Annotated in this window: 14 protein-coding genes and 1 other annotated feature; all 14 genes read left to right on the forward strand. The window is 39.8% G+C overall.

The features are described 5' to 3' along the window. The first annotated feature begins 2 nt into the window (after positions 1-2). The 14 genes from WAX78_RS24105 to rpoC all read left to right on the forward strand — a co-directional run bounded on the left by WAX78_RS24105 (position 3) and on the right by rpoC (position 14382). Entirely contained in the window at positions 3-404 is a 402-nt protein-coding gene (locus WAX78_RS24105; RefSeq protein ID WP_336484557.1) for a Mini-ribonuclease 3, read from the forward strand. A gap of 2 nt (positions 405-406) precedes the next feature. Further along, positions 407-1150, forward strand: coding sequence for a 23S rRNA (guanosine(2251)-2'-O)-methyltransferase RlmB (gene rlmB, locus WAX78_RS24110; protein ID WP_336484558.1), 744 nt, complete (start codon positions 407-409; stop codon positions 1148-1150). 2 nt (positions 1151-1152) lie between these two features. Continuing rightward, positions 1153-1665 carry an NYN domain-containing protein gene (locus tag WAX78_RS24115; RefSeq protein ID WP_336484559.1) on the forward strand — a complete coding sequence of 171 codons (513 nt, stop codon included), beginning with the start codon at positions 1153-1155 and terminating at the stop codon, positions 1663-1665. Positions 1666-1732: 67 nt separating this feature from the next. Continuing rightward, the gene (locus tag WAX78_RS24120) at positions 1733-2407 is read left to right on the forward strand and encodes an RNA polymerase factor sigma-70 (RefSeq protein WP_336484560.1); all 675 of its coding nucleotides are present in this window, start codon (positions 1733-1735) and stop codon (positions 2405-2407) included. A gap of 167 nt (positions 2408-2574) precedes the next feature. Then, positions 2575-2721 carry a 50S ribosomal protein L33 gene (gene rpmG, locus WAX78_RS24125; RefSeq protein WP_336484561.1) on the forward strand — a complete coding sequence of 49 codons (147 nt, stop codon included), beginning with the start codon at positions 2575-2577 and terminating at the stop codon, positions 2719-2721. 32 nt (positions 2722-2753) lie between these two features. Further along, a complete protein-coding gene (secE, locus tag WAX78_RS24130) occupies positions 2754-2933 on the forward strand; it encodes a preprotein translocase subunit SecE (protein WP_098309988.1) in 180 nt (59 codons plus the stop codon). A gap of 132 nt (positions 2934-3065) precedes the next feature. Next, the gene (nusG, locus tag WAX78_RS24135) at positions 3066-3599 is read left to right on the forward strand and encodes a transcription termination/antitermination protein NusG (RefSeq protein ID WP_336484562.1); all 534 of its coding nucleotides are present in this window, start codon (positions 3066-3068) and stop codon (positions 3597-3599) included. Between the two features lie 170 nt (positions 3600-3769). Further along, positions 3770-4195 (forward strand): 50S ribosomal protein L11, encoded by a 426-nt coding sequence (gene rplK, locus WAX78_RS24140; RefSeq protein WP_001085872.1) that lies wholly within the window; start codon positions 3770-3772, stop codon positions 4193-4195. Between the two features lie 183 nt (positions 4196-4378). Further along, on the forward strand, positions 4379-5071 hold the full coding sequence (gene rplA, locus WAX78_RS24145; RefSeq protein ID WP_098309990.1) for a 50S ribosomal protein L1: 693 nt from the start codon (positions 4379-4381) through the stop codon (positions 5069-5071). Between the two features lie 49 nt (positions 5072-5120). Further along, positions 5121-5263: a sequence feature (ribosomal protein L10 leader region), on the forward strand. Between the two features lie 40 nt (positions 5264-5303). Further along, a complete protein-coding gene (gene rplJ, locus WAX78_RS24150; RefSeq protein ID WP_336484563.1) occupies positions 5304-5804 on the forward strand; it encodes a 50S ribosomal protein L10 in 501 nt (166 codons plus the stop codon). Between the two features lie 67 nt (positions 5805-5871). Continuing rightward, the gene (gene rplL / locus WAX78_RS24155; protein WP_336484564.1) at positions 5872-6231 is read left to right on the forward strand and encodes a 50S ribosomal protein L7/L12; all 360 of its coding nucleotides are present in this window, start codon (positions 5872-5874) and stop codon (positions 6229-6231) included. Between the two features lie 76 nt (positions 6232-6307). Then, positions 6308-6907 carry a class I SAM-dependent methyltransferase gene (locus WAX78_RS24160; protein WP_336484565.1) on the forward strand — a complete coding sequence of 200 codons (600 nt, stop codon included), beginning with the start codon at positions 6308-6310 and terminating at the stop codon, positions 6905-6907. Positions 6908-7199: 292 nt separating this feature from the next. Next, positions 7200-10733, forward strand: a complete 3534-nt coding sequence (gene rpoB, locus WAX78_RS24165) for a DNA-directed RNA polymerase subunit beta (protein WP_336484566.1) — start codon at positions 7200-7202, stop codon at positions 10731-10733. 37 nt (positions 10734-10770) lie between these two features. Then, a complete protein-coding gene (gene rpoC / locus WAX78_RS24170) occupies positions 10771-14382 on the forward strand; it encodes a DNA-directed RNA polymerase subunit beta' (protein WP_336484567.1) in 3612 nt (1203 codons plus the stop codon). Positions 14383-14480: the final 98 nt, after the last annotated feature.

The following is a 14480-nucleotide window of genomic DNA, read 5'->3' on the forward strand; positions in this document are numbered from 1 at the left end:
ACATGATTGATGCAAAGCAATTAAACAGCTTAGCGTTAGCATATATGGGTGATGCGGTATACGAACAATATATCCGCTATCACCTGCTTCAAAAAGGAACAGTTCGTCCAAATCAATTACATCGTTTGGGGACAAGCTTTGTTTCTGCAAAAGCGCAAGCGAAAGTTGTTCATCATTTACTAGAGACAGCATTTCTTACTGAAGAAGAGGAAGCAGTATTAAGAAGAGGGCGCAATGCAAAATCAGGTTCTGTTCCGAAAAATACAGATGTACAAACATATCGATATAGTACTGCTTTTGAGGCGCTGATTGGATATCATTATTTATTGAATGAACAAACACGAATAGAAGAGATTGTATTTGAAGCAATTCGTGTATTAGAGGATAAGGAAGGAGGCGCGTGAGCGTGAACAGTGAATATATTATTGGACGTAACCCTGTAATTGAAGCATTGAGAGCAGGTCGTGATATTAATAAAATTTGGATTGCAGAAGGTGCTGCGAAAGGGCAAGTGCAAATTGTACTAGCATTAGCGAAAGAAAACAAAATTTTAGTGCAGAATTCACCGAAGAAAAAATTAGATCAACTTGTAGAGGGGAATCATCAAGGTGTAATCGCACAAGTGGCAGCATATGAATATGCGGACTTAGAGGATTTATTTGCGTTGGCAGCTAAGCGCAATGAGGATCCATTTTTCTTAATTCTGGATGAGATTGAAGATCCGCACAATCTAGGCTCTATTATGCGTACGGCAGATGCAGTAGGAGCGCATGGTATTATTATTCCAAAGCGCAGAGCGGTTGGTTTAACAGCGGCAGTTGCAAAGGCTTCTACGGGCGCGATTGAGTATGTTCCTGTAGCTCGCGTTACAAATCTATCAAGAACGATTGATGAATTGAAAGAGCGCGGGCTTTGGATTGCCGGTACAGATGCAAAAGGGAAAGATGACTATCGTAACTTAGATGGAAAGATGCCAATTGGTTTAGTGATTGGAAGTGAAGGGAAAGGCATGAGCCGCCTTATCGGCGAGAAATGTGACTTCTTGATTCATTTACCGATGGCTGGTAAAGTTACCTCCTTAAATGCTTCAGTTGCTGCTAGCTTGTTAATGTATGAAGTGTATCGGAAACGTCACCCAATCGGTGAATAAAAATGAATGATATTTTAATCGTTGACGGTTACAATATTATTGGAGCTTGGGTAGACTTGAAAAAGCTAAGGGATGTAGACTTACAGGCTTCACGAGATTTGCTTATTGACAAAATGGCCGATTATCAAGGGTATACAGGCACGAAAGTAATGATTGTTTTTGATGCATATTCTGTTTATGGAATTGAAAAGAAGATGAAGCAAGCGCGTGTAGATGTAATCTTTACAAGGAAAAACCAAACGGCGGATGAAAAAATTGAGCAGCTCGCAATTGAGCTGCGTAATATTAATACACGGATTTATGTTGCGACGTCTGATTACACAGAGCAGTGGGCCATTTTTGGGCAGGGTGCTCTGCGTAAATCAGCGCGTGAGTTAGAGATAGAAGTTCAGGCGATGGAACGAAGAGTGCGTCGTGAAACGAAGAAAACAAAAGAAGAACAACCGGCGATGCGGACGATATTTAGTGAAGAAGTTACAGAAAAGTTAGAAAAATTAAGACGAGGAGGGCGTTGAAACATTGACGCTCTTCAAGTGCTTACTGTATAATATTGCTAAATAACTAGCGGTCGGAGGGATCAGATTGGAAACAGACTTCGTAAGCGGCAACAATGTTACATTTAGTAGTTTAGAGGATGAAGAGATGGTTGAATTAGTACGACAAGGTAATGTTGATGCGCTAGAGTATTTAATTCATAAGTACAAAAATTTTGTTCGTGCAAAATCAAGATCTTACTTTTTGGTTGGCGCTGATCGTGAAGATATTATCCAAGAAGGTATGATTGGATTATTTAAGGCGATTCGTGATTATAAAGAGGACAAGCTGTCTTCCTTTAAAGCTTTTGCGGAATTGTGTATTACACGTCAAATTATCACTGCGATTAAAACAGCGACAAGACAAAAACATATCCCTTTAAATTCATATGTTTCTTTAGATAAACCAATTTATGATGAAGAATCCGATCGAACTCTGTTAGATGTTATATCTGAAGCAAAGGTGACGGATCCTGAAGAAATGATTATTAGTCAGGAAGAGTATGTTGACATAGAATTAAAAATATCTGAATTATTAAGCGATTTAGAAAGAAAGGTGCTTTCTTTATATTTAGACGGAAGATCGTATCAAGAGATTTCAGAGCAATTGAATCGTCATGTGAAATCCATTGATAATGCCCTGCAGCGAGTGAAACGGAAGCTTGAGCGTTATATGGAAATGAGAGAAACAGCAGCTGTCCACTCACCTTCACTTAAGCGTTAAGGTGTTTAAGTTTGAGAGTTAAAAATGTATTAGGTTAATAGAGAAATATAAAAGAGAGGTTTTTTCCTCTCCTTTTCTTTTTGCAGTAGGGGGGAAGCGTCATTGACATTGCCTTTTATTGTATGATACATTTTTAAGGAAATAATGTTACAAGGCTGGTGTAACAGGTGAGAAAAAAAGTTGTACTTGCATGTGAAAAATGCAATAATCGAAACTATTCAACAATGAAAGATACAAGCTCAGTAGAGCGTCTTGAGATAAAGAAATTTTGTAAAACGTGTAATGCGCATATGGTTCATAAGGAAACAAAATAAATAATTGTAATTATGCACTGGAGGTCCCGGAAATGCGTTTGACGAACTTTTTTGGCGATGTAGGTCGCGAAATGAAAAAAGTAAGCTGGCCGAAAAAAGATGAATTAATCCGTTCGACACTTACTGTAATTGCAACAGTTGCTTTCTGTGCAATTTTCTTTGCGGTAGTGGATATGGGGATTTCTTCTTTAATTCGTTTAATTCTTGAATAAGAAGCGCTTATACATGATATAATGTTAATGTTAATGTTATTTATACGAACTGTGTAAAAGCCCGGTGAACGGGTTTTTTCATTTGCACAAAAAAATGTACGTCAGGGAGGGAAGGACGGTCGTCCTAAATTAATGGAAAAACGTTGGTATGTTGTCCATACTTATTCTGGATATGAAAATAAAGTAAAAACAAACCTAGAGAAACGCGTAGAATCAATGGCTATGCAAGATAAAATTTTCCGTGTTATTGTTCCAGAGGAAACAGAAGTAGAAATGAAAAACGGAAAAGAAAAAATAACAAAGAGGAAAGTGTTTCCTGGTTACGTGTTGGTAGAAATCATCATGACAGATGATTCTTGGTATGTTGTTCGTAATACACCAGGTGTAACAGGATTCGTTGGATCTTCTGGATCGGGTTCGAAGCCATCTCCTTTATTAGAAGAAGAAGTGGTTACAATCTTAAAACACATGGGAATGGACAATGAAGTAGTTGACTTTGACTTTGAACTTCATGAGACTGTACGTGTGAACGAAGGTCCATTTGCGAATTACACAGGTGCTATTAATGAAATTGACCTAGAAAAACAAAGAGTAACAGTACTTGTTGATATGTTTGGTCGCGAAACTTCAGTTGAACTAGATTTCCACCAAATTGAAAAATTATAAAATGAAACTTGAAATGAATTGTAAAAAGTGATAATATCTTTTAAGTCAGTACGTCTTCGGAAACGGAGACGTTTTTTGAGAAAGATTTTATCGCTAAAGATAAAATTATGAAGTGGGAGGGCAAATCACTGCCCAATTGACCACATCACGGACTTAAGGAGGTGTGTCTCGTGGCTAAAAAGGTAATTAAAATGGTAAAACTTCAAATTCCTGCAGGTAAAGCTAACCCAGCTCCACCAGTTGGTCCAGCATTAGGACAAGCGGGTGTTAACATCATGGGCTTCTGTAAAGAGTTCAACGCTCGTACAGCAGATCAAGCTGGTCTAATCATTCCTGTTGAAATTACAGTATTTGAAGACCGTTCATTCACTTTCATTACTAAAACTCCTCCTGCTGCTGTTCTTCTTAAGAAAGTAGCTGGTATTGAGTCTGGTTCTGGTGAACCAAACCGTAATAAAGTGGCAACTGTTAAGCGTGATAAAGTTCGCGAAATCGCTGAAACTAAAATGCCTGACCTAAACGCTGCTAGCGTAGAAGCTGCAATGCGTATGGTTGAAGGTACTGCACGCAGTATGGGCATTGTTATCGAAGACTAATTCGATTTGTTTTTTTTGTAAAAGAGGTTGCGGGTCTGGAATTCCAATTCGCAACCTTTATTATCGTAAATGAATGTCGTTTTTTTAAAATAAAAGGATGGGCGCACATCCTCGATTGTATCGAAAAGAAGGCGTAAACGTGGGAGGTTATTCCGCTAAAACCACATCGAGGAGGAAATAAAAATGGCTAAAAGAGGTAAAAAGTACGTAGAAGCTGCGAAGCTTGTTGATCGTACAACTGCTTACTCTGCAACGGAAGCAGTAGAATTAGTAAAGAAAACAAACACAGCTAAATTTGATGCAACTGTAGAAGCTGCATTTCGTTTAGGTGTTGACCCTAAGAAAGCTGACCAACAAATTCGTGGTGCAGTTGTTCTTCCACACGGTACTGGTAAAGTACAACGTGTATTAGTATTCGCTAAAGGCGAAAAACTAAAAGAAGCTGAAGCTGCTGGAGCAGACTTCGTAGGTGATACAGACTACATCAACAAAATCCAACAAGGTTGGTTTGACTTTGACGTAGTAGTAGCAACTCCTGATATGATGGGTGAAGTTGGTAAACTTGGTCGTGTATTAGGACCTAAAGGTTTAATGCCAAACCCTAAAACTGGAACAGTTACTTTCGACGTAACAAAAGCAGTTAACGAAATCAAAGCTGGTAAAGTAGAATACCGCGTTGATAAAGCTGGTAACATTCATGTGCCAATCGGTAAAGTATCTTTCGAAGATGCAAAATTAGTTGAAAACTTAGAGACAGTTGCTGATGCTCTTCTAAAAGCTAAGCCAGCTGCTGCAAAAGGTACTTACATGAAGAACGTAACAGTTGCTTCTACAATGGGACCTGGCGTACGCGTTGAAGTTTCTACTATCGCGTAAAATTTGGAAGTTGACTTCGTGAAGAAGTTTTAATATAATCATTTATGTTGTGAATTTAAATAGTGTACCGTAGACAGTAGGCGCCAATGTGGCTTAATTTCCTACCTAGGTGTGAATATACGAAACGGAATTTTTTCTGTGACTATATGCCTCCATGTCTACAATTGGGCATGGAGGTTTTTTAGTGCACTTTCGGTACATCTTCTATATAATCTACAGGAGGTGTAATAACATGACTAAAGCAATCGAAGCAAAACAACATGTTGTAACTGAAATCGCTGCTAAACTTAGCGAAAGTAAATCAACAATCGTTGTTGACTACCGTGGTTTAACAGTATCTGAAGTAACAGAATTACGTAAAGCATTACGTGAAGCTGGCGTTGAGTTCAAAGTTTACAAAAACTCTTTAACTCGTCGTGCTGCAGAAACTGCTGAACTAGCTGAGTTAAACGAATTCTTAACAGGACCAAACGCAATCGCGTTCAGTAACGAGGATGTAATTGCTCCTGCGAAAGTATTAAACGACTTCGCTAAAGATCATGAAGCTTTAGAAATTAAAGCAGGCGTAATCGAAGGTAAACTTGTATCACTTGATGAGGTTAAAGCTATCGCTACTCTTCCATCACGTGAAGGCTTACTTTCTATGCTTCTTAGCGTTCTTCAAGCTCCAATGCGCGGTCTTGCAATCGCTACTAAAGCAGTTGCAGATCAAAAAGAAGAGCAAGGCGCTTAATTTTTTAAAAGATAATTACGTGTTATCGATAAAACAATACAAACCTATTTAAGGGAGGATATTTACAATGACTAAAGAACAAATCATTGAAGCAGTTAAATCTATGACTGTATTAGAACTTAACGACTTAGTAAAAGCTATCGAGGAAGAATTCGGCGTAACTGCTGCTGCTCCTGTAGCTGTAGCTGGTGGCGCTGCTGAAGCTGCTGCTGAGAAAACTGAATTTGATGTTGTACTTGCTAATGCAGGCGCTCAAAAAATCAAAGTTATCAAAGTTGTTCGTGAAATCACTGGTCTTGGCTTAAAAGAAGCTAAAGAATTAGCTGACAACACTCCAAAAGCAGTTAAAGAAGGCGTTTCTAAAGAAGAAGCTGAAGAAATCAAAGCTAAACTTGAAGAAGTTGGCGCTGCTGTAGAAGTTAAGTAATTAACTTTTGAAGCTTTAAAAAAAGCTCGCTCTCATGCGAGCTTTTTTTTTAACTGTAAAGAAAAGAGGTGGCCATATGGCAGACCATTATTTTTCTAACGATCCCTCTAGCAAAAGTGATCGTAAACGTTGGGAATATAAGTTGAGAGGATCTCAATTTGTTTTCTTATCTGACCACGGGGTGTTTTCGAAAAATGAAGTGGACTTTGGTTCTCGTCTTTTAATCGAAGCATTTCAGGTACCGGATGTCCAAGGTGATGTGTTAGATGTAGGATGTGGATATGGTCCAATTGGTTTATCTTTAGCAAAAGAGTTTCAAGAGCGTACAGTTCATATGGTGGATGTGAATGAAAGAGCACTTGAGCTTGCGAAAGAAAATGCCGCTAATAATAGAATTGGGAATGTCCAGATTTATCAAAGTAGTGTATATGAAAATGTAAGTGGACAATATGCTGCTATTCTATCTAATCCGCCAATTCGTGCAGGGAAACAAGTAGTACATGAGATTCTAGAAAAAGCCGTGGACTATCTTGTGCCAGGCGGTGAGCTTTGGATTGTGATTCAAAAGAAACAAGGTGCACCATCCGCGATGAAAAAGTTAGAAGAAGCGTTCGATTTTGTGGAAGTTGTAGAAAAGAAAAAAGGATATTATATCATAAAATCAAAAAAACGTTGACGGTTTTTTTGGTTTGTGTTAGCATTATAAAATGCCAATATATGATTTTCTGCGTTGAGAACGATGTATATTTTTGCTTCTCTTGGAAAAGATAGTAAAATCAGCAGATTATGAAACAGAATGATGGTTTTCTTATAGAAGCCATTTTTCTTTTTGAGCAGTTAGAAATACTCAACGTATCTATCTTTGTAGAGAAAAAGGCTACGCAATTTGTGTTAGCCGTATTTAGTTGTGATTTTGCACATTTTTGTGCATTTATTTTATAATACTCATGATTTGAGGGGTGAAGCAGTTGACAGGTCAACTAGTTCAATACGGACGCCACCGCCAACGAAGAAGTTATGCCCGTATTAGTGAGGTATTAGAATTACCAAATCTTATCGAAATTCAAACCTCTTCTTATCAGTGGTTTCTTGATGAGGGTTTGCGAGAAATGTTCCAAGACATTTCTCCGATTGAAGACTTTACGGGAAATCTATCGCTTGAGTTTATCGACTACAGTTTAGGCGAACCGAAATATTCTGTAGAAGAATGTAAAGAGCGTGATGTGACGTATGCAGCACCACTTCGTGTAAAAGTGCGTCTAATCAATAAAGAAACTGGCGAAGTGAAAGAACAAGATGTGTTCATGGGAGATTTCCCACTCATGACAGAGACAGGAACATTCGTAATTAACGGTGCAGAACGCGTTATTGTTTCTCAGTTAGTTCGTTCACCAAGTGTATACTACAGCGGCAAGGTGGACAAAAACGGAAAACGCGGATTTACTGCCACTGTAATTCCAAACCGCGGAGCTTGGTTAGAGTATGAAACAGATGCTAAGGATGTTGTTTATGTGCGTATCGACCGTACGCGCAAACTACCTGTAACTGTTTTGTTACGCGCATTAGGGTTTGGCTCTGATCAAGAAATCACCGAGCTTATAGGTGATAACGAGTACTTAAGCAATACGCTAGAAAAAGATAACACGGATAGCACAGAAAAAGCATTGCTTGAAATTTATGAGCGTCTACGTCCAGGTGAACCACCAACAGTAGAAAATGCGAAGAGCTTGCTTGTTTCTCGCTTCTTTGATCCAAAGCGTTATGATCTAGCAAATGTAGGTCGTTACAAAATTAATAAGAAATTACACATTAAAAACAGATTGTTTAACCAACGCTTAGCTGAAACATTGGTGGATCCTGAAACAGGCGAAATTTTAGCGGCAGAAGGAACAATCTTAGATCGTCGTACATTAGATCGTATGTTACCTTACTTAGAAAAGAACATTGGCTTTAAAACTGCGAAGCCGATGGGTGGAGTGGTAGAAGGCAATGTTGAATTGCAATCTATTAAGATTTATGCTCCGGATGCAGATGGAGAGCGTTCTATCAATATTATTGGTAATGCGAACATTGATCGCGATGTAAAACATATTACACCAGGCGATATTATTGCATCTATTAGCTATTTCTTTAACCTTCTATATAAAGTAGGAGACACGGATGATATTGACCATTTAGGAAACCGTCGTCTACGTTCTGTAGGGGAATTGTTACAAAACCAATTCCGTATCGGTCTTTCTCGTATGGAGCGTGTTGTTCGTGAGAGAATGTCGATTCAAGATACAAATGCAATTACACCGCAAGCATTAATTAACATTCGTCCGGTTATTGCATCTATTAAAGAGTTCTTCGGCAGCTCGCAGTTATCTCAGTTTATGGATCAAACAAACCCATTAGCGGAGTTAACGCATAAACGAAGACTATCTGCATTAGGACCTGGTGGTTTAACGCGTGAGCGCGCAGGCTTTGAAGTGCGTGACGTTCACTACTCTCACTATGGTCGTATGTGTCCGATTGAAACGCCAGAGGGACCAAACATTGGTTTGATTAACTCTTTATCTTCATTTGCAAAAGTAAATGAATTTGGTTTCATTGAAACACCATACCGTCGCGTTGATCCAGAAACTGGACGTGTAACAACGCGTGTGGATTATTTAACAGCTGATGAACAAGACAACTATGTTGTTGCCCAAGCAAATGCACGTTTATCTGAAGAAGGAGACTTCCTTGATGAAGATGTTGTAGCGCGTTTCCGTGACGAGAACGTTGTAGTAAAACGCGAACGCATAGACTACATGGATATCTCTCCAAAACAGGTTGTGTCTGCTGCGACAGCTTGTATTCCGTTCTTAGAAAACGATGACTCGAACCGTGCGCTAATGGGTGCGAACATGCAACGTCAAGCAGTTCCACTTATGAACCCAGAATCTCCAATTGTAGGTACTGGTATGGAGTACGTATCAGCGAAAGACTCAGGAGCTGCAGTGATCTGTAAACACCCTGGTATCGTTGAACGCGTAGAAGCTCGCGAAGTTTGGGTACGTCGTTACATCGAAGTAGACGGCCAAAAAGTAAAAGCTGATTTAGATCGCTATAAAATGTTAAAATTCGTTCGTTCTAACCAAGGAACTTGTTACAACCAACGCCCAATCGTAAGTGTTGGAGATGAAGTTGTAAAAGGTGAAATTCTTGCAGACGGTCCTTCTATGGAAAAAGGTGAACTTGCACTTGGTCGTAACGTGCTTGTTGGCTTTATGACATGGGATGGTTATAACTACGAGGATGCGATCATTATGAGTGAGCGCCTTGTAAAAGATGACGTGTATACTTCTATTCATATTGAAGAATATGAATCTGAAGCTCGTGATACAAAACTAGGACCAGAAGAAATTACACGAGACATTCCAAACGTAGGGGAAGATGCGCTTCGCAATCTTGATGAGCGCGGTATTATTCGCATCGGTGCAGAAGTAAAAGACGGAGACCTTCTTGTTGGTAAAGTAACGCCAAAAGGTGTAACGGAATTAACAGCAGAAGAGCGTCTATTACATGCAATCTTCGGTGAGAAAGCTCGTGAAGTACGTGATACATCACTACGTGTACCACACGGCGGCGGCGGTATTATCTTAGACGTAAAAGTATTCAACCGTGAAGATGGCGATGAATTACCACCAGGCGTGAATCAACTTGTACGTGCATATATCGTTCAAAAACGTAAAATTTCTGAAGGTGACAAGATGGCCGGTCGTCACGGTAACAAAGGTGTTATCTCCCGTATTTTACCGGAAGAAGATATGCCTTACTTACCAGATGGCACACCAATCGATATCATGTTAAACCCATTAGGGGTACCATCTCGTATGAATATCGGTCAGGTGCTAGAGCTTCATCTTGGTATGGCAGCAAGATATCTTGGTATCCACGTTGCAACACCAGTATTCGATGGCGCTCGCGAGGAAGATGTGTGGGGAACAATCGAAGAAGCTGGTATGGCACGTGATGCAAAGACAATTCTATACGATGGACGTACTGGTGAACCATTCGACAACCGTGTATCTGTTGGTGTCATGTACATGATTAAACTTGCACACATGGTTGATGATAAACTTCATGCTCGTTCTACTGGACCATACTCACTTGTAACGCAACAGCCTCTTGGAGGTAAAGCACAGTTCGGTGGACAACGTTTCGGTGAGATGGAGGTTTGGGCACTTGAAGCTTACGGTGCTGCTTATACTCTTCAAGAAATCTTAACAGTTAAGTCGGATGATGTTGTTGGTCGTGTGAAAACGTATGAATCGATTGTAAAAGGCGAAAACGTTCCAGAACCAGGTGTTCCTGAATCATTCAAAGTATTGATTAAGGAATTACAAAGCTTAGGTATGGATGTTAAGATGATGTCTAGCGACGATACTGAAATTGAAATGCGTGATACTGATGACGATGATGATCATCAATCTGCAGATAAATTAAATGTCGAAGTTGAGACAACGAAGGAATAATTGGGATAACCTGTAGACTAAAAGGGAGGTAGGCCCCTTGATAGATGTAAACAACTTTGAATATATGAAGATTGGACTTGCATCACCAGACAAAATTCGCTCTTGGTCATATGGGGAAGTAAAAAAACCCGAGACGATTAACTATCGTACATTGAAACCAGAGAAAGACGGTTTGTTCTGTGAGCGTATTTTCGGTCCAACAAAAGACTGGGAATGTCATTGTGGTAAATATAAACGTGTCCGTTATAAAGGTGTAGTTTGTGATCGATGCGGTGTTGAAGTAACGCGTGCGAAAGTTCGTCGTGAACGTATGGGTCATATCGAATTAGCTGCTCCTGTATCTCATATTTGGTATTTCAAAGGTATCCCAAGCCGCATGGGACTTGTCTTAGACATGTCCCCTCGCGCGCTTGAAGAAGTAATTTATTTCGCTTCTTATGTGGTAACAGAAAGCGGTGATACACCGCTTGATAAGAAGCAACTTCTTTCGGAGAAGGAATACCGTGCGTATCGCGATAGATACGGAAACTCTTTCCAAGCTTCTATGGGCGCAGAGGCAATTAAGAAGTTATTACAAGATATCGATTTAGATAAAGAAGTAGACTTCTTAAAAGAAGAGTTAAAAACAGCACAAGGACAACGTCGTACTCGTGCTATTAAACGTCTAGAAGTATTAGAAGCATTCCGTAACTCTGGAAACGAACCATCTTGGATGATTCTAGATGTTCTTCCAGTTATCCCACCAGAGCTTCGTCCAATGGTACAGCTAGATGGTGGACGTTTTGCAACTTCTGACTTAAACGACTTATACCGTCGTGTAATTAACCGTAACAATCGTTTAAAACGTTTATTAGACTTAGGTGCACCAAGCATCATCGTCCAAAACGAAAAGCGTATGTTACAAGAAGCAGTAGATGCTTTAATTGATAATGGTCGTCGTGGCCGTCCAGTTACTGGACCTGGTAACCGTCCATTAAAATCTCTTTCTCATATGTTAAAAGGTAAGCAAGGACGCTTCCGTCAAAACTTATTAGGTAAACGTGTTGACTACTCTGGTCGTTCCGTTATCGTTGTAGGACCGAACTTAAAAATGTACCAATGCGGTCTGCCAAAAGAAATGGCGCTTGAATTGTTCAAACCTTTTGTAATGAAAGAGTTGGTAGGAAAAGGATTAGCACACAACATTAAGAGTGCTAAACGTAAAATTGAGCGAGTACAGCCTGAAGTTTGGGATGTTTTAGAGTCTGTAATTAAAGAACACCCTGTACTTCTAAACCGTGCTCCAACGCTTCACCGTCTTGGTATTCAAGCGTTTGAACCTACATTAGTAGAAGGTCGTGCAATTCGTCTTCATCCACTTGTATGTACTGCATACAACGCGGACTTTGACGGTGACCAAATGGCGGTTCACGTTCCGTTATCATCAGAAGCACAAGCAGAAGCTCGTCTTCTTATGTTAGCTGCACAAAATATCTTGAACCCGAAAGACGGAAAACCAGTTGTTACACCATCTCAGGATATGGTATTAGGTAACTACTACCTAACGCTTGAACGTGCAGATGCAATTGGTGAAGGTATGGTTTTCAAAGATACGAACGAAGCATTAATTGCATACCAAAACGGATATGTACACTTGCATACTCGTGTTGCTGTTGCAGCAAGCTCTGTAAACAACGAAACGTTTACAGAAGAGCAAAACAGCAAACTGTTGTTAACAACAGTTGGTAAGTTAATATTCAATGAAATCTTACCGAAATCTTTCCCTTACATTAACGAACCAACAAAAACAAACTTGGAGAAAGAAACTCCAGTGGAATACTTTGTTGAAAAAGGCGCTAACGTAAGAGAAATTATTGCTAGTCGCGAAGAAGTGGCACCATTTAGCAAGAAAATTCTTGGTAATATCATTGCTGAAGTATTTAAACGTTTCAAAATTACTGAAACATCTCGCATGCTTGACCGCATGAAAAACCTAGGATTTAAATACTCTACAAAAGCTGGTATTACAGTTGGTGTGGCGGATATCCTTGTATTAGGTGAAAAAGAAGAAATCTTGCATGAAGCGCAAGCAAAAGTAGATACAGTAATTAAGCAATTCCGTCGCGGTTTAATTACAGAGGAAGAACGTTATGATCGTGTTATCTCTATTTGGAGTAATGCAAAAGATGTTATCCAAGGAAAACTGATGAAAACCTTAGATAAGCGCAATCCGATCTTCATGATGAGTGACTCTGGTGCCCGTGGTAACGCATCGAACTTCACTCAGCTTGCTGGTATGCGTGGTTTGATGGCTAACCCATCTGGTCGTATTATCGAACTTCCAATCAAATCAAGTTTCCGCGAAGGTTTAACGGTACTCGAGTACTTCATCTCTACACACGGTGCGCGTAAAGGTCTTGCCGATACAGCACTTAAGACTGCGGATTCTGGTTACTTAACTCGTCGTCTTGTTGACGTTGCACAAGATGTTATCGTTCGTGAAGACGATTGTGGAACAGACCGCGGCTTATTAATTGGCGCAATTAAAGAAGGAAACGAAATTATCGAGTCCTTATACGATCGTCTTGTAGGACGTTTCGCAAGAAAAACTGTGAAGCATCCAGAAACAGGCGAAGTGTTAGTTCGTGAAAATGAATTAATTACAGAAGATATCGCTCATATCATTGAAAAAGCAGGCGTTGAACAATTGTACATCCGTTCTGCATTTACATGTAACACACGCCACGGCGTATGTAAGAAATGTTACGGTCGCAACTTAGCTACTGGTACAGATGTAGAAGTAGGCGAAGCGGTTGGTATTATCGCAGCTCAATCTATCGGTGAGCCAGGTACACAGTTAACGATGCGTACATTCCATACAGGTGGGGTTGCTGGAGACGATATCACACAAGGTTTACCGCGTATTCAAGAGATTTTCGAAGCGCGTAATCCGAAAGGTCAAGCGGTTATCAGTGAAATCGACGGTGTTGTTGCAGCGATTAACGATGTGAAAGATCGCCAAGAGGTTGTTGTACAAGGTGATGTAGAAGCTCGTACGTATGTAATTCCTTATGGCGCTCGTCTAAAAGTAGCTCCAGGACACCGCATTGAACACGGTAAAGAACTTACAGAAGGTTCTATCGATCCGAAAGAATTACTGAAAGTAACAGATATTACAGCAGTCCAAGAATACCTGCTTCGTGAAGTACAAAAAGTATACCGTATGCAAGGGGTAGAAATTGGAGATAAACACGTTGAAGTAATGGTTCGTCAAATGCTTCGCAAAGTTCGTGTAATCGATGCTGGTGAAACAGATGTATTACCAGGAACATTACTGGATATTCATCAGTTCACAGATGCAAATGCGAAAGTGTTGCTTAAAGGTAAACAACCAGCAACAGCACGTCCAATCCTTCTTGGTATTACAAAGGCTTCACTTGAAACAGATTCATTCTTATCTGCAGCATCATTCCAGGAAACAACTCGTGTGTTAACTGATGCGGCAATTAAAGGTAAGCGCGATGAACTTCTTGGTCTGAAAGAAAATGTTATTATCGGTAAACTTGTTCCGGCTGGTACAGGTATGAATCGTTACCGCAGAGTAGATCTTGTAAAAACAGCAAAAGAAGAAATAAATGTAGAAAATGACGAGGTTTACGTAGAAAACTAAAATTTTCCGTCGTAAATTTTGTATAAAAACAGATAATCCTAGTTGACATTATGCAATGCGAAATGTTAATATAAGCAAGGTTGCTCCTAAATAAACGT

The organism is Bacillus yunxiaonensis, from assembly GCF_037104695.1.
GTDB classification, from domain to species: domain Bacteria; phylum Bacillota; class Bacilli; order Bacillales; family Bacillaceae_G; genus Bacillus_A; species Bacillus_A yunxiaonensis.